The 21,465-nt window shown below is 57.2% G+C and carries 24 protein-coding genes; 16 read left to right on the top strand and 8 right to left on the bottom strand.

Going from position 1 to position 21,465, the window contains the following annotated elements; translation table 11 throughout:
• Positions 1–45 precede the first annotated feature (45 nt).
• Both dprA and tldD read right to left on the bottom strand, forming a co-directional pair.
• Complete coding sequence (gene dprA / locus ACT2B1_RS06320) at positions 46–1,176, bottom strand: DNA-processing protein DprA (protein WP_481668779.1); 1,131 nt, start codon at positions 1,174–1,176, stop codon at positions 46–48.
• Between the two features lie 238 nt (positions 1,177–1,414).
• A complete protein-coding gene (gene tldD, locus ACT2B1_RS06325; protein WP_481668780.1) occupies positions 1,415–2,836 on the bottom strand; it encodes a metalloprotease TldD in 1,422 nt (473 codons plus the stop codon).
• A gap of 175 nt (positions 2,837–3,011) precedes the next feature.
• On the opposite strand from tldD, the gene coxB reads away from it, so the two are divergent.
• The 13 genes from coxB (at position 3,012) to ACT2B1_RS06390 (ending at position 14,942) form a co-directional block, all read left to right on the top strand.
• Entirely contained in the window at positions 3,012–3,923 is a 912-nt protein-coding gene (coxB, locus tag ACT2B1_RS06330) for a cytochrome c oxidase subunit II (RefSeq protein WP_171121865.1), read from the top strand.
• 73 nt (positions 3,924–3,996) lie between these two features.
• Positions 3,997–4,953 (top strand): heme o synthase, encoded by a 957-nt coding sequence (gene cyoE / locus ACT2B1_RS06335; protein ID WP_171241100.1) that lies wholly within the window; start codon positions 3,997–3,999, stop codon positions 4,951–4,953.
• The gene (locus tag ACT2B1_RS06340; RefSeq protein ID WP_162896804.1) at positions 4,950–5,111 is read left to right on the top strand and encodes a hypothetical protein; all 162 of its coding nucleotides are present in this window, start codon (positions 4,950–4,952) and stop codon (positions 5,109–5,111) included. Before cyoE ends, ACT2B1_RS06340 begins: the two co-directional genes overlap by 4 nt.
• Entirely contained in the window at positions 5,111–5,686 is a 576-nt protein-coding gene (locus tag ACT2B1_RS06345) for a cytochrome c oxidase assembly protein (protein WP_171125681.1), read from the top strand. The genes ACT2B1_RS06340 and ACT2B1_RS06345 overlap by 1 nt, the downstream gene beginning before the upstream one ends.
• Positions 5,687–5,708: 22 nt before the next feature.
• A complete protein-coding gene (locus tag ACT2B1_RS06350) occupies positions 5,709–6,524 on the top strand; it encodes a cytochrome c oxidase subunit 3 (RefSeq protein ID WP_171121868.1) in 816 nt (271 codons plus the stop codon).
• A 156-nt stretch (positions 6,525–6,680) separates the two neighbouring features.
• Positions 6,681–7,358 (top strand): SURF1 family protein, encoded by a 678-nt coding sequence (locus ACT2B1_RS06355; RefSeq protein ID WP_171241101.1) that lies wholly within the window; start codon positions 6,681–6,683, stop codon positions 7,356–7,358.
• Entirely contained in the window at positions 7,355–8,743 is a 1,389-nt protein-coding gene (thrC, locus tag ACT2B1_RS06360; RefSeq protein ID WP_171241102.1) for a threonine synthase, read from the top strand. The genes ACT2B1_RS06355 and thrC overlap by 4 nt, the downstream gene beginning before the upstream one ends.
• Positions 8,740–10,002: a M16 family metallopeptidase gene (locus tag ACT2B1_RS06365; RefSeq protein ID WP_171241103.1), complete on the top strand. Its 1,263-nt coding sequence runs from the start codon at positions 8,740–8,742 to the stop codon at positions 10,000–10,002. Before thrC ends, ACT2B1_RS06365 begins: the two co-directional genes overlap by 4 nt.
• Positions 10,002–10,586, top strand: a complete 585-nt coding sequence (locus ACT2B1_RS06370) for a GNAT family N-acetyltransferase (RefSeq protein WP_171121872.1) — start codon at positions 10,002–10,004, stop codon at positions 10,584–10,586. Before ACT2B1_RS06365 ends, ACT2B1_RS06370 begins: the two co-directional genes overlap by 1 nt.
• Positions 10,587–10,814: 228 nt before the next feature.
• Entirely contained in the window at positions 10,815–12,677 is a 1,863-nt protein-coding gene (locus tag ACT2B1_RS06375; RefSeq protein ID WP_171241104.1) for an adenylate/guanylate cyclase domain-containing protein, read from the top strand.
• Between the two features lie 298 nt (positions 12,678–12,975).
• Positions 12,976–13,566 carry a TetR/AcrR family transcriptional regulator gene (locus ACT2B1_RS06380; RefSeq protein WP_171241105.1) on the top strand — a complete coding sequence of 197 codons (591 nt, stop codon included), beginning with the start codon at positions 12,976–12,978 and terminating at the stop codon, positions 13,564–13,566.
• Entirely contained in the window at positions 13,563–13,826 is a 264-nt protein-coding gene (locus ACT2B1_RS06385; protein ID WP_171241106.1) for a hypothetical protein, read from the top strand. Before ACT2B1_RS06380 ends, ACT2B1_RS06385 begins: the two co-directional genes overlap by 4 nt.
• Positions 13,827–13,835: 9 nt before the next feature.
• Positions 13,836–14,942: a Rieske 2Fe-2S domain-containing protein gene (locus tag ACT2B1_RS06390; protein WP_481668781.1), complete on the top strand. Its 1,107-nt coding sequence runs from the start codon at positions 13,836–13,838 to the stop codon at positions 14,940–14,942.
• Between the two features lie 106 nt (positions 14,943–15,048).
• Here ACT2B1_RS06390 and ACT2B1_RS06395 read toward each other — a convergent pair whose 3' ends face one another.
• Positions 15,049–15,237, bottom strand: coding sequence for a hypothetical protein (locus ACT2B1_RS06395; protein ID WP_481668782.1), 189 nt, complete (start codon positions 15,235–15,237; stop codon positions 15,049–15,051).
• Between the two features lie 571 nt (positions 15,238–15,808).
• On the opposite strand from ACT2B1_RS06395, the gene ACT2B1_RS06400 reads away from it, so the two are divergent.
• Both ACT2B1_RS06400 and ACT2B1_RS06405 read left to right on the top strand, forming a co-directional pair.
• Positions 15,809–16,630 (top strand): MBL fold metallo-hydrolase, encoded by an 822-nt coding sequence (locus tag ACT2B1_RS06400; protein WP_481668783.1) that lies wholly within the window; start codon positions 15,809–15,811, stop codon positions 16,628–16,630.
• 38 nt (positions 16,631–16,668) lie between these two features.
• Positions 16,669–18,120, top strand: a complete 1,452-nt coding sequence (locus tag ACT2B1_RS06405; RefSeq protein WP_481668784.1) for an FAD-binding oxidoreductase — start codon at positions 16,669–16,671, stop codon at positions 18,118–18,120.
• Here the strand turns inward: ACT2B1_RS06405 and ACT2B1_RS06410 are convergent, their stop codons facing one another.
• The 3 genes from ACT2B1_RS06410 to ACT2B1_RS06420 all read right to left on the bottom strand — a co-directional run bounded on the left by ACT2B1_RS06410 (position 18,121) and on the right by ACT2B1_RS06420 (position 19,527).
• On the bottom strand, positions 18,121–18,603 hold the full coding sequence (locus ACT2B1_RS06410; protein WP_171125662.1) for a fasciclin domain-containing protein: 483 nt from the start codon (positions 18,601–18,603) through the stop codon (positions 18,121–18,123).
• Positions 18,604–18,772: 169 nt separating this feature from the next.
• Positions 18,773–19,312 carry an adenine phosphoribosyltransferase gene (locus ACT2B1_RS06415; protein WP_171121877.1) on the bottom strand — a complete coding sequence of 180 codons (540 nt, stop codon included), beginning with the start codon at positions 19,310–19,312 and terminating at the stop codon, positions 18,773–18,775.
• An 80-nt stretch (positions 19,313–19,392) separates the two neighbouring features.
• Positions 19,393–19,527, bottom strand: coding sequence for a hypothetical protein (locus tag ACT2B1_RS06420; protein WP_255431662.1), 135 nt, complete (start codon positions 19,525–19,527; stop codon positions 19,393–19,395).
• 106 nt (positions 19,528–19,633) lie between these two features.
• On the opposite strand from ACT2B1_RS06420, the gene ACT2B1_RS06425 reads away from it, so the two are divergent.
• Positions 19,634–19,807, top strand: a complete 174-nt coding sequence (locus ACT2B1_RS06425) for a hypothetical protein (protein ID WP_219635839.1) — start codon at positions 19,634–19,636, stop codon at positions 19,805–19,807.
• Positions 19,808–19,811: 4 nt separating this feature from the next.
• On the opposite strand, the gene ACT2B1_RS06430 is transcribed toward ACT2B1_RS06425, so the two are convergent.
• Both ACT2B1_RS06430 and ACT2B1_RS06435 read right to left on the bottom strand, forming a co-directional pair.
• Positions 19,812–20,441 (bottom strand): LysE family translocator, encoded by a 630-nt coding sequence (locus ACT2B1_RS06430; RefSeq protein ID WP_171210926.1) that lies wholly within the window; start codon positions 20,439–20,441, stop codon positions 19,812–19,814.
• Between the two features lie 52 nt (positions 20,442–20,493).
• Positions 20,494–21,459: a DUF418 domain-containing protein gene (locus ACT2B1_RS06435; protein ID WP_481668785.1), complete on the bottom strand. Its 966-nt coding sequence runs from the start codon at positions 21,457–21,459 to the stop codon at positions 20,494–20,496.
• Between the last annotated feature and the right edge of the window lie 6 nt (positions 21,460–21,465).

Genomic DNA, 21,465 nt, shown 5'->3' on the forward strand with positions numbered 1-21,465 from the left:
GTGATTTCAAAGTGATACGGGTAGAACAATGGCGCATTCGTTCGATCAGGCCGATAACGATAGAAGTCCGCCGGGTTGTCTTTGGATGCGCCCGTCTAATTCCAGATCTACCAGCACCGGGCCGATTTCCCCGGCAGTGGCCGCAATATCGCGGATCAGTTGATCTTCGGCAATCGGGGACGGCCCGAGGCGCGTCAGGATCGCCACGTGCAGCGATTCTACGTTAGCTTCAGAATTGTCTGTTCGGGGGTGCTGTTCGGCTTGAACGGGTGAAGGTATTTCACGTTTGGGCAGCGCTTCGATAACGTCTTCCGCCGAGCGTACCAGAGTCGCGCCGTCGCGGATCAGCAGGTTGCACCCCGCGGCACGGGCGTCAAAGGGGTGGCCGGGCACGGCCAGAACTTCGCGCCCCTGATCCAATGCGTCGCGCGCAGTGATCAGACTGCCGGACTTGGCCGCGGCCTCGACCACCACAACCGCCTGTGAAAGGCCCGAGATGATCCGGTTGCGGCGCGGGAAATGACGGGCCTGAGGCGTCACGCCCATGGGTTGTTCCGACACCCGCAATCCGTTTTCGGCGATTTTATGGGCCAGATCGGTGTTTTCTGACGGATAGATCACGTCGACCCCTCCGGCCATGACAGCCACAGTGCCAGCGTCCAGCGCCGCGATATGGGCCGCCGTGTCGATCCCGCGGGCAAGACCGGAGACAATCACATATCCATGCTTGCCCAGATCGGTAGCCAGCCCGCGCGCCATGCGCGCACCCAACGATGAACAATTACGTGCGCCGACCATTGCAACCGATGGGTTTTGCAGCAGTGATACATCACCGACTGCCCACAACATCGGCGGTGCATCATTCAGGTCATTCAAAGCGGTCGGGAAGTCAGCGGCCCCAAGGCACAAAAGCCGCGCGTTGGCGGCTTTTGCGGCCTTGAGTTCCGCCTCAATCACGCCGGGCGGGCAGATTTCATACCCTTTTATTCCGGCAGCGCGCGCCATTTCAGGCAGCGCGGCCAGCGCATTCTGCGCCGAGCCATGTTCCCGCAGCAGTCGACGAAACGTCGCTGGACCAACCTTGCGCGAGCGCAACAGACGAAGCCAGGAAAACCGATCCTCTTCCGTGGTGGGTGGGAGTGTGGGGTGATTGGAAGAAAGCTGCTCCTCGGTCATCCGTTGCTCCGCCTGATTGCAGAACTGGTTTACGGCTGGAGTGGTTAACAGCTTCTGAATCCGTTCAAATTTTTCTGGTATTTTTGTAGGTTGAACTAGTGTTTTCGCGTAACAATCTGAAAATCAATGGAAAATATAAACGCGTCGCAAGCGTGGCCTGAGCGCCGCTGGACAGCGCAAGCAGGAATCGAGGCGCAGTATTAACCCTGCGCCCCACAAAATTCGCCGCGATTCTAGTTTATGCCGCCGATCCGCCGACAGTCAGGCCGTCCATCAGAACAGTCGGCTGCCCGACGCCGACTGGCACCCATTGGCCGTCCTTGCCACATGTGCCCATGCCAGGATCTAGCGCCATGTCGTTGCCCAGCCCGCGGATACGCTTCAGGGCAGACGGGCCGTCCCCAATCAAGGTCGCGCCTTTGACCGGCGCACCGATCTTACCATTTTCGACCCGGTAGGCCTCGGTGCAGGAAAAGACGAATTTGCCGTTGGTGATATCCACCTGCCCGCCACCAAAGCCAACAGCCCAGATACCGTCCTTGATATCGGCCACCAGCGATGCGGGGTCCGCGTCGCCGCCCAGCATGACGGTGTTGGTCATACGCGGCATCGGTTTATGGGCATAGCTTTGTCGGCGGCCATTTCCGGTGGGCGCAACCCCCATCAAGCGCGCATTCTGGCGGTCCTGCATGTAACCAGTCAGGATACCGTCCTCGATCAGAACGGTGCGCGAGCTTGGCGTACCCTCGTCATCGACCGAGATCGAGCCGCGACGGTCCGGGATAGTGCCGTCATCCACCACGGTCACGCCTTTGGAGGCGATCTGCTGACCCATCAACCCTGCAAAGGCCGAGCTGCCCTTGCGGTTGAAATCCCCCTCTAACCCGTGTCCGATGGCTTCGTGCAGCAGAATACCGGGCCAGCCGGGGCCAAGCGCGACCTCCATCACACCCGCGGGCGCTGGGATGGCGTCCAGATTGACCAGTGCGATCCGCAGTGCCTCTTGTGCCTTGTCCTGCCAGTCGGAAGGGTCGATCAGCCTGTCCAGACCCACACGACCGCCCCCGCCTGCCGAGCCGCTTTCGCGCCGGCCATTCTGCTCGACGATCACCGATATGTTCAGGCGAGTCATCGGGCGTACATCACGGACGATCACGCCGTCTGGGCGCAGAATTTCGACCTCTTGCACGGCAGCCGCAATCGTTGCGCTGACCTGAACGACACGGGAATCAAGATCGCGGGCGAAGGCATCAATCTCGCGCAGGGTCTCGATCTTGACCGGGAAACTGGCGGATTCGATCGGGTCCTCGTCCGTATAAAGGCGTGTGTTGGTGGCGCGTGGCGCTCTGGCCAAGGTGCCGCCACCATCGCCGACGGCCAGGCGCGTTGTCTCTGCAGCACGTTTCAGCGCCAGGATCGAGACGTCGGTGGAATGTGCATAACCCGCCACCTCGCCCTGAACCGCGCGCAGGCCGAACCCTTCGGAGGCATCGTAAGACGCAGTGCGCAAACGCCCGTCGTCAAAGACCAGAGCTTCTGATTTTCGGCGTTCCACAAACAACTCTCCGTCCTCGGCCCCGGCGGTGGCAGATTGCAAAACGGCAAGCGCTTCGTCGTGGGGAAGGGCGCTTTCAAAGGGGCGAAACGGGTCATTCGTCATGGGTGGGACCTTTCGAGTTTGATCCAGATCAAAAATAGCGTCTGTTTGACGCAAGCATTTTGCTTTATCTACCACCCGGAATATGGTTTTTAACGCTGCCAAAGACAACGGGAGAGGTGCGACCAATTCACACCTTTTCGCCAGGGACGCAAAGATCAAACGATCAGGACAGAAAATGAAGAATGCTTTGATGCTTTCGGGGCTCATGACAGCCCTCTCCAGCCTGCCTGCCATGGCTCAGGAGCTTGAAATTATTGGCAAGCCGGTTGATGGCGGTTTGGGTTTCCAACCCGCAGCCACCAGCCTGGCCGAGGGGATTCACCGGCTGGACGGAATGATTTTGGTGATCATCACCGCCATCTGCCTGTTGGTTGCCGGACTGCTGGTCTACTGCATCGTGCGCTACAATAGCCGCGTAAACCCGACGCCGGCGCGATTCTCTCACTACACCCCAGTTGAGATCGCTTGGACCTTGGGCCCGATCCTGATTCTGGTCTTCATCGGCGCCTTCTCACTTCCGGTTCTGTTCAAGCAGCAGGAAATTCCCGAAGGTGACGTGGTTATCAAGGTCGTTGGCAACCAGTGGTACTGGACCTACGAATACGTTGACCATGACTTTGCCTTCGACAGCTATCTGCTGGGCCACCCGGCCACCTTGGACGAGGGTGCGCGCCCGGCTGACGCAGATGTCACGCCGTTCGTTCTGGATGATGCGATGCGGGCCAAGCTTGCAGATTCCGGCTATGGTGAAGACGAGTGGCTGCTGGCCACGGACACTGCCGTCGTTGTTCCGGTTGGCAAGATCGTTGTGATGCAGGTGACCGCGTCAGACGTGATCCATTCATGGACCATCCCGTCCTTCGGGGTAAAGCAGGACGGTGTTCCCGGTCGTCTGGCCGAGCTTTGGTTCCAGGCCGATAAAGAAGGCGTCTATTTCGGCCAGTGTTCGGAACTGTGCGGCAAGGACCACGCCTATATGCCGATCACCGTCAAAGTGGTTAGCGAAGAGGCCTATGAGGAATGGCTGCAGGGTGCTCTGGAAGAGTACGCGGGTCAGCCAGCCTCGTATCAGGTTGCCTCGAACTAAGCCGCAAACGGCCTAGATTGAAACAAGCAGGCTGCGCGGGGATCGCGCAGCTTTTGCCCCAAAAGGACCGGACATGAGCGACGCAAGCATCAATGCCAGCCAAGTGACCGCCACGGCGCACGTGGATGAGGCCAGCTTTGGCGATTATTTCGCTTTGCTGAAACCACGTGTGATGTCTTTGGTGGTTTTCACGGCTTTGGTGGGGCTGGTGGCGGCGCCGGTATCGGTGCATCCGTTCGTCGGTTTCTGTGCGATCCTGTTCATCGCTATCGGTGGCGGCGCGTCTGGCGCGCTGAACATGTGGTGGGATGCAGATATCGACCGGGTGATGAAACGTACCAAGGGCCGCCCGATTCCGGCTGGAAAAGTGCAGGAACGCGAGGCGCTGTCGCTGGGGCTGGCGCTGTCGGGCCTGTCCGTCATCATGCTGGGGCTGGCAACCAATTGGTTCGCAGGGGCATTCCTTGCGTTCACGATCTTCTTTTACGTTGTCGTCTATACGATGTGGCTGAAGCGCTTGACGCCCCAGAACATCGTAATCGGTGGCGCAGCAGGGGCGTTCCCGCCGGTAATCGGCTGGGTTGCTGCCACGGGCTCGATGTCGATCGAACCGTGGCTTATGTTCGCTCTGACCTTCATGTGGACGCCGCCGCATTTCTGGGCCCTGGCCTTGTTCATGCGCTCGGACTATGACGATGCCGGTGTGCCGATGCTGACCGTAACGCATGGTCGCCGTGCAACCCGCTGGCACATTTTGATCTATACTGCGCTTTTGGCGCTGCTGGCCGTAGGTACCGCGTTTTCGGGCATTGGCGGCCCGATCTATCTGACCGTAGCCGTCGTGATGAATGCCTTGTTCCTGCGGGGCGCATGGGCAATCGCGCGTCGGACCGAAGACGACTCAGAAGCTGACAACTTCAAGGTTGAGCGGAGCTTCTTCAAGTTGTCGCTGCTGTACCTTTTCCTGCATTTCGGCGCGATTCTGATCGAGGCGTTACTGAGACCCTATGGTCTGGGAGGCTGGTCATGAGTTTGCGAAAAAGCCATGAACTGCATCAGCGCCGGTTCAGCCGCAATTTGGGTGTTGGCCTGACGTTGGCCGCGTTTATCGTGATCATCTTCGGTCTGACGATCGTCAAAGTCTCGGGCACCGACTTCAATATGGCCACGCAAGAGGTGCAGAACTGATGGCGCTGTCAGGTCCTCAGAAGACTGTTGCGCAGACCGTTGGCGTGGTGATCCTGATGGGAAGCCTCGCATGGGCTGCGGTGCCGTTTTATGACTGGTTCTGCCGCGTCACCGGGTTTGGCGGCACGACCGGTGTGGCCGAGGCCGCGCCCGAGGACATTCTCGACCGTACTGTCACCGTCCGCTTTGATGCGTCCAAAGCCAAAGATATGGCGTGGGAATTCAAACCGGTCGAGCGCGAGATGGAAGTGCGCATCGGCGAGACCGGGTTGGCCTTTTATGAGGCATATAATCCGACCGATCGCCCGATTGCGGGGCAGGCGTCTTACAATGTCGCGCCGTATTCTGCGGGTGGCTATTTCCAGAAAATCGCTTGTTTCTGCTTTGAGGAACAGGTGCTTGAACCCGGCGAGCGGGTTCAGATGCCGGTAAGCTTTTTCGTCGACCCTGAAATGGTCGAGGATCTGGAAGCGAAATATGTGCATACGATCACTCTGTCGTATACATTCTACGAAATTGACCTGCCCGAGGGCTATGCCGCCCTCGATGCGCAGGCTGATACAACAACGAACTAATGCCTTTAGGTGAGGGACGCTGATGGCACACGCTAAAAACCATGATTATCACATTCTGGCCCCGTCGATCTGGCCGCTGATCGGCGCGATCGGTGGTTTTGTGATGCTTTTCGGAGCCGTCCTGTGGATGCACGGCGTTACGTCGTTCATGTTCTGGATGGGTCTGGTGGCCGTTCTTTACACCATGTTCGCCTGGTGGTCCGAAGTGGTGGCCGAAAGCCGTGCGGGCGATCACACGCCGGTTGTGCGTATCGGCCTGCGCTATGGCTTCATCCTGTTCGTAATGTCCGAGGTGATGTTCTTCTTTGCCTGGTTCTGGTCGTTCTTCAAGCATCGCATGTATCCGATGTACGACTATGCCGGCACCGAATACATTCAGCCGGATATCCACGCGGTTGATCCGTTCCACCTGCCGCTGATCAACACTCTGGTCCTGCTGCTGTCGGGTTGCGCGATTACCTGGGCGCACCACGCGTTGGTACATGACAATGATCGCAAGGCTTTGATCAATGGCCTGGCGATCGGCATTGTACTGGGTATCGCATTTACCTTCCTACAAGCGTTTGAATACTATGAACTGCTGGCCCATGAAGGCTGGGAATTCGGCGGCGATCAGTTCTATTCGAACTTCTTCATGGCAACAGGTTTCCATGGCGCGCATGTCATCATCGGGACGATCTTCCTGACGGTCTGTTTGATCCGTGCCCTTCGCGGTGACTTTACCCCAGAAAAGCACGTGGGTTTCGAGGCCGCCGCATGGTACTGGCACTTCGTTGACGTTGTCTGGCTGTTCCTGTTCTTCGCTGTCTACATCTGGGGACAAGCCCCGTTGATGTGACGCTGATCAGGTGAACCAAATGCAAAAGCCGCCCGTTGGGGCGGCTTTTTCCTTACTTGGACGCAAGATTGCGCCCCATACAATTGCGTGGTTGCAATCGGGACCGCTCCGCCCTTAACAAGACGCCGGTTTCTGCAATAAGGTCACGACCCCGCCATGCGCCGCATTTTGTTCCTGCTGATCTTTGGTGTCGCCGGTCTGGGCGTGCTGATCTCGCTAGGCATCTGGCAGATGCAGCGGCTCGCCTGGAAAGAGGGTGTGCTGGCAGAGATCGACGCACGCATTGCGGCTGAACCCGTAGACCTTCCGCAGACCGTTTCAGCAGATACCGACAAATACCTGCCAGTCACGATTTCGGGTGATATTGAGCCGGGTGAAATCCATATACTTGTTTCGGTCAAACAGGTCGGGGCGGGCTATCGGATTATTCAGTCGTTCAGTACGCACGGCCGCACCATTCTGGTGGATCGCGGTTTTGTGCCGACATCGGCAAAACAAGCTGAGCGTCTGATTGGGCCGATGACCGTGACCGGTAACCTACACTGGCCGGATGAGATCGACAGTTATACGCCCGACGCCGATATCGACGCCAACATTTGGTTCGCGCGCGACGTACCCAATCTGGCCGCTGCGCTTGGGGCAGAGCCGATACTGTTGATCGCCCGATCGGAAACCGATCCCGGCATAACGCCCTTGCCAGTGGATACGGCGGGCATCCCAAACGATCATCTGCAATACGCAATCACATGGTTTGGTCTGGCTCTGGTCTGGGCCGCGATGACCGGTTATTTCCTGTGGCGCAACCGCGCCCCTGCAAAGAGTGAAACGCAATGAAATACATCTCGACCCGTGGCCAAGCGCCGGAACTGACCTTTGAAGAGGCGATGCTGACTGGATTGGCCCGCGACGGTGGCCTGTACCTGCCCGCCGAGATTCCGGTGATGAGCCATGATGAGATCGCGGCATTGGCCGGTCTGCCCTATGAAGAAATCGCGTTTCGCGTGATGTGGCCCTATGTCAGCGGCTCGTTCTCGGAAGATGAGTTCAAAGACATCATCGCGCGAGCCTATGAAGGCTTCGGTCACGACGCCCGCGCGCCGTTGAAACAGTTGAACGAAAACCACTTTCTGCTGGAATTGTTCCACGGGCCGACACTGGCCTTCAAGGACTTCGCCATGCAACTGATCGGTCAGTTGTTCCAAGTGGCCCTGAAACGGCGCAATGACCGCGTGACCATCGTGGGCGCGACCAGTGGCGATACCGGATCTGCCGCGATTGAGGCGTTCCGGGGGCTGGACGCTGTGGACGTGTTCATCCTGTTCCCGCATGGCCGTGTGTCCGAGGTGCAGCGCCGTCAAATGACCACGCCTGCCGACAGCAATGTTCATGCGCTGGCTGTGGATGGTGACTTCGACGATTGTCAGGCGGCGCTGAAGGATATGTTCAACGATTTCGACTTCCGCGACGGGGTGAAACTGGCTGGGGTGAACTCGATCAACTTCGCGCGGGTGCTGGCGCAGATCGTCTATTACTTCTCGGCCGCCGTCAGCCTTGGCGCGCCGCATCGCAAGGTCAGCTTTACCGTGCCCACCGGCAATTTCGGCGACATCTTTGCGGGCTATCTGGCCAAACGTATGGGCCTGCCCATCGACAGTCTGGTGGTGGCGACGAACCAGAACGACATCCTGCATCGCTGCCTCTCGGGTGAGGGGTATTTCAAAGGCGACACCATCCCTTCGATCAGCCCGTCGATGGATATTCAGGTCAGCTCGAACTTTGAACGGGCGCTGTATTATGCCTATGGCGAGGACGGCAGCGCCGTGGCACAATTGATGGATGAACTGAAGACTGGCGGCTTTAACGTCAGCCAAGGCGCAATGGAGGCGCTGCGCGAAAGCTTTGACTCTGGCCGTGTGTCCGAGGATGAAACGCTTGAGACCATCAAGCAGACGCTGACCCATAGCGCTGAGCTGGTCTGCCCGCACTCGGCCATTGGTATCAAGGTCGGTGAGGAGCATCGCAAGGCAGAGGTTCCGATGATCACTTTGGCCACCGCACATCCGGCGAAATTCCCGGCGGCGGTCGAGAAGGCGAGCGGGGAGCATCCGCCTCTTCCATCCCGCATGTCTGATCTGTATGAACGTCCGGAACGGGTAACGCGGATTGCCAATGATCTGGGTGCCCTCGAGGATCATATCAAAGGGCATATCGCCGAGTGACTGTCAGACAAGACCAGCTGAAGAACGGATTTCGGATCGTCAGTGAACATATGCCGGGGCTGCAATCTGCGGCCATCGGCATCTGGGTGACCGCCGGTGGGCGGCATGAGCGGATCGAACAGAACGGCATCGCGCATTTCCTTGAACATATGGCGTTCAAGGGAACCGAGCGGCGTTCCGCGCTGCAAATCGCCGAAGCGATCGAGGATGTGGGCGGATATATCAACGCCTATACCTCGCGCGAGGTGACGGCCTATTACGCGCGTGTTCTGAAAGATGACGTGGCGCTGGCCATGGACGTGATCGGCGACATCGTTCTGAACCCGGTTTTCGACCCGCGCGAGATCGAGGTTGAGCGCGGCGTGATCCTGCAGGAAATCGGTCAGGCATATGACACGCCCGACGATGTGATTTTCGACTGGCTGCAAGAGCAGAGCTATCACGACCAGCCTTTAGGCCGCACCATTCTGGGGCCGACCGAGCGGGTCTCGGCGTTTTCGCGTGAGGATCTGTCCGGTTTTGTGTCCGAGCACTATGGGCCGGAACAGATGATCTTGTCGGCGGCAGGTGCGGTGGACCACGACGCGTTGATGAAAATGGCCGAAGAGATGTTCGGCCATCTGCATCCGCGCAAAGGTTTGATTGCCGAAGCAGCCCGGTTCACAGGCGGGGAAGCCCGACAGCAAAAGGATTTGGAACAAGCCCATTTCGCGCTGGCTTTTGAAAGCCCGGGCTACCGTGATGATGCGATCTATACGGCCCAGATTTACTCGACAGCGCTGGGGGGTGGCATGTCCTCGCGGCTGTTTCAGGAAATCCGAGAGACTCGGGGCCTGTGCTACACGATTTTCGCGCAGACCGGAGCCTATGCTGATACCGGGACCACGACGATTTATGCCGGAACTTCGGCAGATCAGGTTGGCGAACTGGCGACCATCACCATCGACGAGATGAAGCGCGCCGCCGATGACATGAACCCCGAAGAAGTTGCCCGTGCCCGCGCACAGATGAAGGCCGGAATGCTGATGGGGTTGGAAAGCCCATCGAACCGGGCCGAGCGATTGGCGCGGCTGGTTCAGATTTGGGGCGACGTGCCGCCGCTTGAAGAAACAATCGCTAAAATTGACGCTGTCAGCACCGTCGACGTTCGCGATTTTGCTGAACGTCTGGCGATCAGTGCTCCGGCCGCGCTGGCCTTGTACGGCCCGGTATCCGGCGCGCCAACGCTGGCAGAATTGCAGGAGAGGCGTGCGGCGTGATGCTGTTGGGCCGACGTAAGCTGAAACTTGAGACAGCGCGTCTTAGTCTGCGCCCGCCGGTTCATTCCGATTTCAACGATTGGGCCGCGCTGCGGCGGGCCTCGAAAGAGTTCCTGACGCCGTGGGAACCGATCTGGGCCAAGGATCACCTGAGCCGCAAGTCCTTCACCAACCGGGTCTATTGGGCGCAGCGCTCGGTCGCGAGTGGGACGGCGATACCGTTGTTTCTGTTCCGGCGCGAGGATGATGTGCTGGTGGGTGCGATCACGCTGGACAACATCCGCCGCGGACCGGCACAGGCGGGGACGCTGGGCTATTGGACCGGGCAGGCTTATGCGCGCAATGGCTATATGCGCGAGGCGATTGGCGCGGTCGTGCACCATGCGTTTACCCGACTTGACCTGAGCCGGATCGAGGCGGCGTGTTTGCCCGAAAACAAACCTTCGCGCGGGTTGTTGGAGCGGTCGGCGTTCAAATATGAGGGCGTGGCGCAGTCCTATTTACAGATAAACGGGCGGTGGCGGACGCATGTGTTGTACGCCTGTCTGCGCTCGGATCGGCGCGGCAAGACGGACGCTGGGTAGGGCACAGCCAAGGCGTCGAATGCACTTTTGGCTGGTACCATCCCGTATTTGTCAGCGTGAGCCCAATTCACTTACTCCCTCGCGTATTTTCCACCGGCAATGCGGTGTGTGCGCAATCAAGCCGACGCCGTTCGTTTGAAGCAATATCCAAGGTTTTTTGGCCAACCTCCGTCTACTCGACGAATGGTTCTTGTTTGGGTTAGGCTTGGCCTAGCGGAGATATGAACCTTGGAAATCGACGAACATGAACGCAGATTGACGACGATCCTCTCGGCTGATGTCGTGGGCTATTCGAGCCTAATGAGCCGCGATGAAAGCGGCACCCTGACGGCACTCCAAGACCTCCGGCGTATTGAGATAGATCCCCGTATCGAACGGCACAATGGCCGCATCGTTAAGCTGATGGGAGATGGAAGCCTCGTTGAATTTGTCAGCGTCATGGATGCGGTACGCTTTGCAGTTGATGTGCAATTCGCCATTACTGCGGCCCAAAAAGGTTGTGCCGAAGACAAGCTTATTCAGTTTCGCATTGGGATCAACGTGGGTGACGTCATTGCGGCGGGGGACGACATTTATGGCGACGGCGTGAATGTTGCCGCTCGGGTCGAAGGGCTTGCGGACCCCGGTGGCATTTGCATAACGCGCACTGCCTTTGATCAAGTGAACGGTAAGCTCGATCTCACCTTTTCATCTATGGGCCCGCAAGAGGTTAAGAATATCTCCGCGCCGGTAGAAGTTTATCAGATCGAATTGGATGAGCGCTCGCAAGCGCTTGCTCTGGACACTCCTCCAAAGATCACAAAACCCGACGTCAAATTACCCTACCACATGATGAAGAGGTGGCTGCTGGCCGCTGCAATTGCGGTTCTGGCTGTCGCAGGTGTCGTGAATTTCTTGCGACCGGAGGTTGCTAAGCCGCCGGTTATCGCTGTGCTACCTTTCGAGGATTTTAGCAGTCCGGAACACAAGGGTTTCTTAAGTGATGCGGTGAGTGGCGGGATCATCACATCATTGGCGCGGTATCCGCAGATGAAAGTGATTTCAAGGCGATCCAGCTTCAAGTTCCGTGACTCCGATCTGGGTATCTCTGACATTGCCGATCAATTGGGCGCCGACTTTATTCTCGAAGGCACGCAACAGTACGATGGCGCACGGCTGCAGATTTCGGCGCATTTGATTGACGGCGAAACCGAAGCACATATCTGGGCCGATGATATGGATGTCCCTCTCGAGGATTTGCTGAAAACGAACAATGTGATCAGTTTGAATGTAGCTGAATCTGTTGGAAACAAGGTTATTGAAACCGAGGTGGCGCGGATGACGAAAGACGATGTCAGCGCGCTGATGATTGCGAATGCTGCACAGAGCCGGATCATGAGAAACTTCAGCCGCGAGAGCCTGTTGAAGAACATCGAGGAACAGGAGCAATCCTTAAAAGACTACCCGGATTCTGCTTGGGGTCACCTTGGGCAGGCACTCTCGCTGCGGATCGGCCTGCGCTATGGTTGGATCGAAGGCGATGAAGAGAAGATACGCATAAGGATGCTCGATCTGGCTCGTCGGGGGGTAGAGCTTGATCCAAATAATTTCATGGCCTATCACGCATTGGGGCGCGCTTTGACGATGAACAACGATCCTCGCGCCGCAGCAAATGCGTTCCGTCGTGCGATCGAACTCAATCCATCATCATCGTTTGCAAGAACCACGTTGGCGCAGACGCTGGGCTTTATCGGCGAGACAGAAGAGGCATTGGAAGTGATCGCGGAAGCCGAACTCGTAGATCCATTTTATGGGTACGACGTTCAGTGGGAAAAAGCGAGAATTCAGTGGCAGGTAGGAGAGTGTAAACAAGCGCTTGAGACGTTTCAGGCGTTTCATTCAATGCCAATAGCGGCCAACAAGATGCTTGCTGCAATTCATAACTGCCTTGGCAATGGCGAAGAAGCCAAAAAGGCAATGACGGATTATCTTGCTGAAAACCCAGACTGGACCGTCGCCCGAGAACGAGACGTTAATGCTGGTCTTTGGATAGCACCGGGTGTTCTCGATCGCTGGCTCGGAGCGATGGAATCTTCCGGAATGCCTTTGTAGCGCAGCCGCTACGTAGGATCGCTTTGTTCGCACTGCTGTCCTATTCAACGACGAACCGGTTTCAACAGAATCGACGGAAAGCAGACGGTCGTTAGGGGTGCGTGATTGGCATTACTAGACGTTTGATACTGCCAAATATGACGAACAGATCCGCGTAGAGCTATGGCTGCCTTTCCGTCTGCGCCAAAAATCTTCCGACACAGGTTAGGTGAAAAGGGGCGACAAGAAAGTAAATTGTCATGATTGACAAATAACTTTCGATTGTTATTTATCAATCATGACAATTTATGGTGCCCTTATGCCTAGACCTTCGCTAAAAGACCAAAGATCCCAGGAAATTCTGGATGCTTACCTGTCCTGCGTTGCGCGGTATGGGCTTGAAGGGGCGACGCTGGCGCGCATTGCCGAGGAAGCTGGCGTCAAGCGTCCGCTTCTGCGTCATTATCTGGGCAACAAGGATGATATGATCACAGCGTTGGCTGAATATGTTGTTGCCGGGTTTGCGGAATCTCTGAATGGGCTTCGTGAGGTCTTGCCGAACGGGGCCACGCCGTCTGATCTTGTGGACGCGCTTTTCGCCGATGATAGCGGAACCGATCCACGGCTAATGCTGGCCTATCAGGCGCTGGTGGCAGCCGTTCCGGATCGACCGGATCTGAGACAAGACCTGATGGACAGCCTTACAGAGTTCTTCGACGTTGTCGAAGACGTCTTGAAACGCGCAAGCCCGGACGCAACGGATGAAAACATTCGGGCGGTGACACAGGGAATCTCGGCGATTTTCGTCAGCATGGACGCCTTGTCTCCGCTGGAGCTTCCCGCACAATGGCGCGCGGAATTGAAATTGGCGGCCTCCATGCTTGCGTCTACATTGGAGACCGCACCATGAGCCGAGCCAGAGCTGCGAACTACATCGCGCTGCCTATACTGTTGGCGGGTACTGCGCTGGGTCTCTATTGGGTTTGGGGGTTGCTCTTTGTTTGGTGGATCGTCCCGACACTTTTGAACGGGCAGGCCTTTCTGGTTTTCGAGATCAACCGCGCGGAGGACCCGATCCTGTATTGGGCGATCGTCGGTCTGTGGGCAGCGTTGGGTCTGATGATGATCGCCGCCAGCCTGTTTCCCCAATACGCCCATCTGCTTGCCTGAGGATGTGAGATGACCAAAATGTATCACAATCTGCCGGTCGAGGCTTATACCGGGCAAGACTGGTTCGACCGCGAACAACAGACGATCTTTTCCCGTACGTGGAGGTTTGCGGGTTTGGTCGAGGATATCGAAGGCCCGGGACATTACCTTTCGGTTCAGGCGGGCCTGAACAACCTGTTCATTGTGATGGGGCGTGATCACCGACTTCGCGCCTTTCACAATATTTGCCGCCACCGGGGCACACAGTTGATCCGCGCGGTCGGCAAGACGCAAAAGGCACTGACCTGCCCATATCATGACTGGACTTACGATCTGGAAGGCAACCTGATCTCGGTGCCCGATGAGGCGACCGAGTTTCCCAATGGCATTGATAAGTCCTGCCTGGGCTTAAAACCGGCCAGCGTGGATGTCTGGCGTGGTATGTTGTTTGTTCACCCCGACCCGGACGCGCCGAACTTGGCGGAATGGTTTGGGGAGGTTGATCCCTTCCTAGGCCCTCATAATCCTGAGGAACTTGTCGAATATGCCGAAGGGCGGAACAGCTACGAGATCAGGGCCAACTGGAAGATCGTTGTTGAGAACTACATCGACGTCTACCACCTGAGTCATCTGCATTCGAACACGCTGCATATGTATGACCACGCCAAGGCCGAATACGGGTGGAAGGGGCCGCATTACCACTTTTGGGAACCCCCGTCGGCTGAGTATGCAAAGAACCACGATTCAAACATCCCTATGCCGCGCACGATCCCCGAACCGCATGTCGGGGCGTGGGTTCCAATGCTGTTTCCCGGCATTGGTATCGGTGCCAGTGAAGAAAGCTGGAACCTGTTCATCATCACGCCATTGGCCCCCGACCTGACACGGATTGAGAACCGGACAAAGCTGGCGAATGCGTCGGACTGGGCGTTTCAGAAGCAACAGTGGAAAAGCTGGGGTTTCTGGAAGGATTTCGGGGGTGCAAAATACCAAGGGGATGATGCCGCTGGTGAAGATGACCCCATGACGTCCGGAGACTTCACGACCGAGGATATCTATGCCTGCGCATGCGTCGGAGAAATGGGGTACGAGATCGAAGACGTCGCGGATCAAGCGCCTTGGAACGGTCTGCGGTAAATCCGCGGCAAAAGCCTCAAGCACCAGCGACAGTCACGGGTGAGCGATACCCAAAGATTTTCAGAATTTGGCACGTAGGCCAAGACGCTGGATCGTTGCGGGAGGCTCAGATTTCAATGGCCTCCCTTATTGCCAAGGCATCTTCGAGTTCGAAGCCAAGGTATCTTACTGTGCCATTCATCTCTGCGTCTTTAACAACAAAGGCACGGCGCGAATGTTGCCCGTCTTCTTGGAGACCTGCATGACCGGAGCGCCGCGCACGCCATTCGCCTATGCCCGCGCGATCCATTGGCATTCCGAGCTCATCTCGCCATGTGTTGTTCAATTTTCTACTCCAACCGACCTGGCGTTGAGTACCTTTCGCATGGTCGCGCGGCACTTGCCCAATACCCGACGATTTTCTCGACATACGTCCAATTCGTAACTTGTTTGCACGAAGCTGGTGAAGAGCAGGCGTGTGCTGTGGCGAAGCGTGAGCTTTTTGCAAGGGAGCCGGACGCCTAGGTCAGCAGATACCGATCGTTGTTTCTGCAAAACCGGAACTACAACCGTCATGCTGATAGGATTGATGAGCGAATACGCGCAGCTGAAATTCCGGAATAAGTGAGACTGGCACTGTTGAAGCGTCCCTTGCCGCCTATCCAGCGGCGACTGGCCGTTCAGGGTAGAATTTGGCGTTCGCGCTTGGGGCGTTGTCTTAGCGATCGCATTCAAGGGCGATGGTTTCTCGACGTTAGGGGAAGTGTACCGATCGAACGGGGTAGGGGGCGCTGCCCCCGTCGCGGCAAGCGGCACCTCCCCCGAAGTATTTTTGAACAGAAGAATAAGGGGCATGACTTGGCGAACGCTTGCGCTACAATCAAGTCATGCGTTGGACGGTAGCAGCGGCATTGTTGGTGATCTCGGGTGGGGCGGCGGCGCAGGAGCGGCGGCCCAGCCACTGTATTGCCATCGCCGATGCGGCGCCGGGAATTGAATACGTTCATAAGGCTTCGTGGCAGGACCCGGTTCCCGAATTTTCGGTTCGGATCAGCTATGTCGCTCATGCCTCTTTCCTGATTCAGACGCAGGGCGGATTGAACGCGGTGACGGATTTCACCGGCTTCATTGGCGGTGCTGATCTGATTCCTGACATTGTCACCATGAATCACGCCCACAGCACCCACTGGACCGCTCATCCTGATCCAGCCATTCCGCACGTTCTGCCCGGTTGGGGAGAGTTCGGGCAAGGTATCGACCATTACCTTGATCTGGGTGAGATGCTGGTGCGCAATGTCTCAACCGACATCCGCTCGGCCTATAGTGGTATCGAAGAACGTGGCAATTCGATCTTCGTATTCGAGGTTGAAGGGCTGTGCATCGGGCATCTGGGTCATCTGCATCATGTTCCGTCAGACGAACAATTCGCGGCACTGGGCAGGTTGGATGTGGTAATGGCCGCCGTGGATGGTGGTACGACCATGCCATTGCCGGATATGATCCAGGTGCTGAAACGGTTGAAAAGCTCGGTCATTATTCCGATGCACTGGTTTTCGGGCTTTTCGCTGGATCGGTTTCTGGTCGATATTCGCGATGAATTCCCTGTGCAGCGGGACGGGGTTTCGGAAATTACGGTGTCTTTGAAGACACTTCCCGACCGGCCAACCGTTGTTGTTCTGGAGCCGCAATACCTGATCGATCTGGAATAGGGCTTGTGGCGCAGGCGCGGCTTGGGCATGGAAAGGGCATGAGACTGCACCCGGCAGATGATACCTTTGCCCATCGCATTCGCGCCGCTTTGGGTGACGATGTGCTGCGACCCGTATCCCAACGATATGTTGAGGAACCTCGCCGCCGGTTCCACGGTAAGGCCGGGCTGTTGGCCCTGCCGCGGTCGGTCCAGGAGGTTTCGACTTTGGTCCGGTTGGCGTCAGAGGCGACTGTACCGGTAGTTCCGTATGGTGGCGGGACGGGGCTGGTTGGTGGCCAGATCATGCCCGACGGCCCGGCCCCGTTGCTTGTTTCGCTGGAGCGGATGTCCGCAATCCGAGCCGTGTATCCTGCTGAAAATCTGATGATTTCCGAGGCGGGCGCAATTCTGGCAGATGTTCAATTGGCTGCGCAGCGTCAGAATCGTATTTTTCCACTGTCGCTGGCGGCGCAGGGGTCTTGCAGGATTGGTGGGAACCTTGCAACCAACGCGGGCGGGGTCAATGTGCTGCGCTACGGCAATGCGCGTGATCTTTGTCTGGGTCTGGAGGCCGTCTTGCCGAACGGCGAGATTTGGAATGGCCTAAGCCGCCTGCGGAAAGACAACACCGGGTACGACCTGCGCAATCTGCTGATCGGGGCCGAGGGTACGCTGGGGATCATCACGGCAGCATCGCTTAAGCTGTTTCCGCGTCCGGCAGCCACTGGAACTGCGATGGTGCAGGTGGCCTCACCCGAAGCGGCGATTGATCTGCTGGCCTTGGCCCGAGACCAGATGGGCGACAGCGTCAGCGCGTTTGAGTTGATCCACCGCCAGGGTTTGCAATTCCTGTCCGAGGTTTTGTCCGACATCCGACAGCCGTTCACCGCGCATCCTGAGTGGTCTGTATTAATCGAGGTCGGGTTGTCTGCCGGACAGTCACCAACAGATGCACTTGAAACGCTCTATGAAGCAGCGGATGCGCGAAATTTAGTTGTGGATGCGGTGATCGCACAGAGTGAAGCGCAGCGCATGGACCTTTGGTCTGTTCGCGAACATATACCTGAGGCCAACAGGTTAATCGGGTCGGTGTCCAGCCACGATATCTCGGTCCCGATCGCTGAGATACCTGAGTTTATTCGCAGAGGCGCGGGTGTGATCGAAAAGATAGGTCGCTTTCGCATCAACTGCTTTGGGCATCTGGGCGACGGCAACCTGCATTACAACGTCTTCCCTACGCAGGGACGTGACCGATCAGAATTTGATGGGGTGAGAGCCGAAATCAAAGGCGCGGTCCATGACCTTGTGCACGCGTTCGGTGGATCCGTGAGCGCGGAGCATGGCGTAGGGCGTCTGAAAGTGGGGGATCTGGAAAGATACGGAGACCCGGTCAAGCTGGACGCGATGCGCGCCATAAAGGCGGCGCTTGATCCGAAAGGGATCATGAACCCCGGTGCGGTGTTGAAGACGTTAGAGCGGCCCGGGATCACCCGGACCGCTAGAAGGTAATTACGAGTCGGGCAGAATGACCTTGTCGATCACATGGATCACGCCGTTCGACGTTTCGATATCCGCCTGAACGACCGATGCGTCATTGATCATGACGCCATTGTCCAGGTCGATCGTAACCTCTCCGCCTTGGACTGTGGCGGCCTTCATATCATCGGACAGGTCCCCTGACATGACTTTGCCGGGAACCACGTGGTAGGTGAGGATGGCAACCAGTTGGTCTTTATTTTCGGGCTTGAGCAAGGTTTCAACCGTGCCCTCGGGCAGGGCTGCAAAGGCCTCGTCAGTTGGCGCGAATACCGTGAAGGGGCCTTCGCCCTTCAGGGTATCGACCAGTTCAGCCGCCTGAACCGCAGCGACAAGAGTTTCAAAGCTGCCGGCACCGACGGCTGTGTCAACGATGTCTTTCGAGTGACCATCCGCGAAAGCGATTGATGAGACGAACAGGCTTGCTACGCCAGCGATTGCGAGTTTGCGAAACATGATAGACTTTCCCTTGTTGGCATGCCTTCAGCGGCATCAACAGGGGTACGGTGAACCCTCGAAACAGGATCATTGAATATGTCTATCTTGTCGGGTTGATCTAGGGCAGGCCGGCGCTAAGCCAGCCTGAGCTGAAGTTTCCACTCACGATTCTGTGATCGGTTGACCGCTAAAGCCCTTCGAATTCGCATAGAACGTGCACATCCATACCCATGTCTTCCAGCACTTTGCGGCCCCCCAATTCGGGAAGATCGATGATGAACGAGCACGAAACGATCTCACCGCCCAGCCGCTCGATCAGCTTGATACCGGCTGCGGCGGTTCCGCCAGTTGCCAGAAGATCGTCCACAACCAGGATCTTTTCGCCGGGCTGGATGGCATCATCGTGGATTTCGACAATCGCCTCGCCGTATTCCAGCTTATAATCTTGGCTGATTGTGGTCCCCGGCAGCTTGCCCTTTTTTCGGATCGGCACAAAGCCAACGCTAAGTTGGTGTGCGATTGCCCCACCCAGAATGAAGCCGCGTGCCTCAAGCCCGACGACCTTGTCGATCTGTTCGCCTGCATAGGGGTGCAGCATCTGGTCGATGGCCATGCGGAACCCGCGAGGGTCAGCAAACAGCGTCGTGACATCGCGGAACATGATCCCTTCATGCGGGAAATCAACGATTGTTCGTATGTAATCCTTGACCGACTTGTTTCTGGACATGTCCAACCCCTTTGGCGTGAAAACACGCTGGGCTGTTTGGCCCATTGGCATCGGTCATGCAAGAAAAGATTGCCGCCGCATTACTTGCGGTTTTTCGAAACCGAGTTCGGCAACCCGTAATAACGATACAATGCGGCAGGCAGCCACGAGAGGTGAGGTTTGCGCCAGTTACGCTGATCTCGCAACAGAAATGCCTGAGCTGCGTGAAGGTTCATTGCCATAATCCTATTTTGTTGTTAGTTGCTCGATAACTACATCTTCTATGCTATGTATATACAATGCATCGCTTAAAGAATCAAGGTTTTGATGGGGACAAAGCGCGTGGGAAAGAAAGACGGCAAGGGTTCTACCAAGAAAAACAGTCAGTTGGTCTTGCGCCTGGATAAGGATGAACGCGACGCTTTTGTCGAGTTGTGCAAGGAATTGGATACGTCGGCCGCACGGGAAATCCGTCGGTTCATTCGCGGCTTCATGAAGGAAAACGCCAGCGACTGACGGGTCAGGCCGGGCGTCGTAATATCGCGGTCGCCACACCCATACCGATTAAGGTCAATCCGCCGAACCGTGTAATTGCGGTGATGACGCCCGCGCGTCCGATCATAACGCGCAACCGATCAGCCAACAGCGCATAGGCCAGCGCGTTGAGCCAGGCCAAGCCCACGAAGGTGGCGATCAGAATTGCGAACTGAGGGCCCAAAGGCTCTGACGGGCGCAGAAATTGCGGCACGAACGCAATAAAGAATGCGATGGACTTGGGGTTCAGGGCGGTGACGGCGGCGGCATGGCCAAACACGCTGCGCGCCGTGACATCCCGCCCAGATTCCACGGTTTCCAGCCCGCCAGACGGGGCGCTGCGCAGCAGTTTTATCCCCAGCCAAACCAGATACGCCGCGCCAACCCATTTCAGAACAGAAAATAGTGTAGCTGAGGCCAGAACCAGCGCGCCCAGTCCAAGCAACGAGGCCGTCATTGCCACAAGATCCCCCAGCGCCACACCAGTGGCCGATGCAACGGCGACGCTTCGACCTTTTGACAAAGCGTAGCTGAGAACCAGCAGAACAGTCGGTCCAGGGATCAGCAACAGTGCTGTTGATGCAGCGACAAACGCCAGCCAAAGCTCTAGGGACATGAGGGTTCCTTTCGGGACAGTCGTGACACCAAGCCTTGCCCAAGCGCGAAGGTCAAGCCCGGCGAGGCTCGGTAACACGGCGCATCAGCGCTTCAAGCGGGCCGCGTTTGAATTTGCGCGCCCATATCACCGCAAAAACCGATGACACGGCGCAAAACCCAAGCGCATAAGTTACGATTTGCAGCGCGGATAGCGAACCGTTCAGAAGTCCGGCGGCCTCTAGAATGCCCATCCCGATCAGGATATGCGCCATATACAGCGTCAGGCTCATCCGTCCGGGCGTGGTGAGGGCAGGGGCTAGACCGGATTTTTCAATCAGTGGCCAAAGTTTCAAAAGTAACCCGATTGCCATGCAGGATGTGCCACTTCCCGCGAGGATGTAGAACGGCCCCGGCGGAATGGACTCAGTCCCCAGATAGGTCGCAAGTTCGGGGTCAGACACCAGAATCTGAGGGAATGCAGCCAGTACTGCCGCACCAAACCCCCACATGATCAGACGATGCTGAATGCAGATTGTGTTTAGCTCTGACCGACCGATCGCCATTCCAATCAAAAGGAACGCGGCCCAAGGAAGAACGGGGTGCCAGCCGTTGAACAGCGTGTTGCGCAAGAACCCCGACATTGTCCAAAGGTCTGCATATGTCAGCGTGGCCCAATCCCACCCGCGATCATAGTCGAATACGAGGTTCGCCGCGGATGCCAAACCGACGATTACAAGAGCGCCTGCCCATAGGCCGCGTGTTGTCGAGGTCAGAAACGCAGCGCCCACCACGAAATACAGCGCGTAAAAATGCAGTATATCGGCATCGAACACGGTCATGTTGATCAGGCCCAGCACAAACAGAAACGCAGCACGCCGCAGCAGCGCAGAAACCGGGACGCTGGACAGACCCACGCCTACCCCGGCAAGAATGACGAACAGCGCCGCCGCGCGTCCTTCCAGCGCATCGACAAAGGTGGATGCCCAACCATTGCCGGGCGCAACCTGCGCAGCAATGCGGAAATTCACCAATACCATGCCGCA

This window comes from Ruegeria sp. S263 (assembly GCF_056780525.1).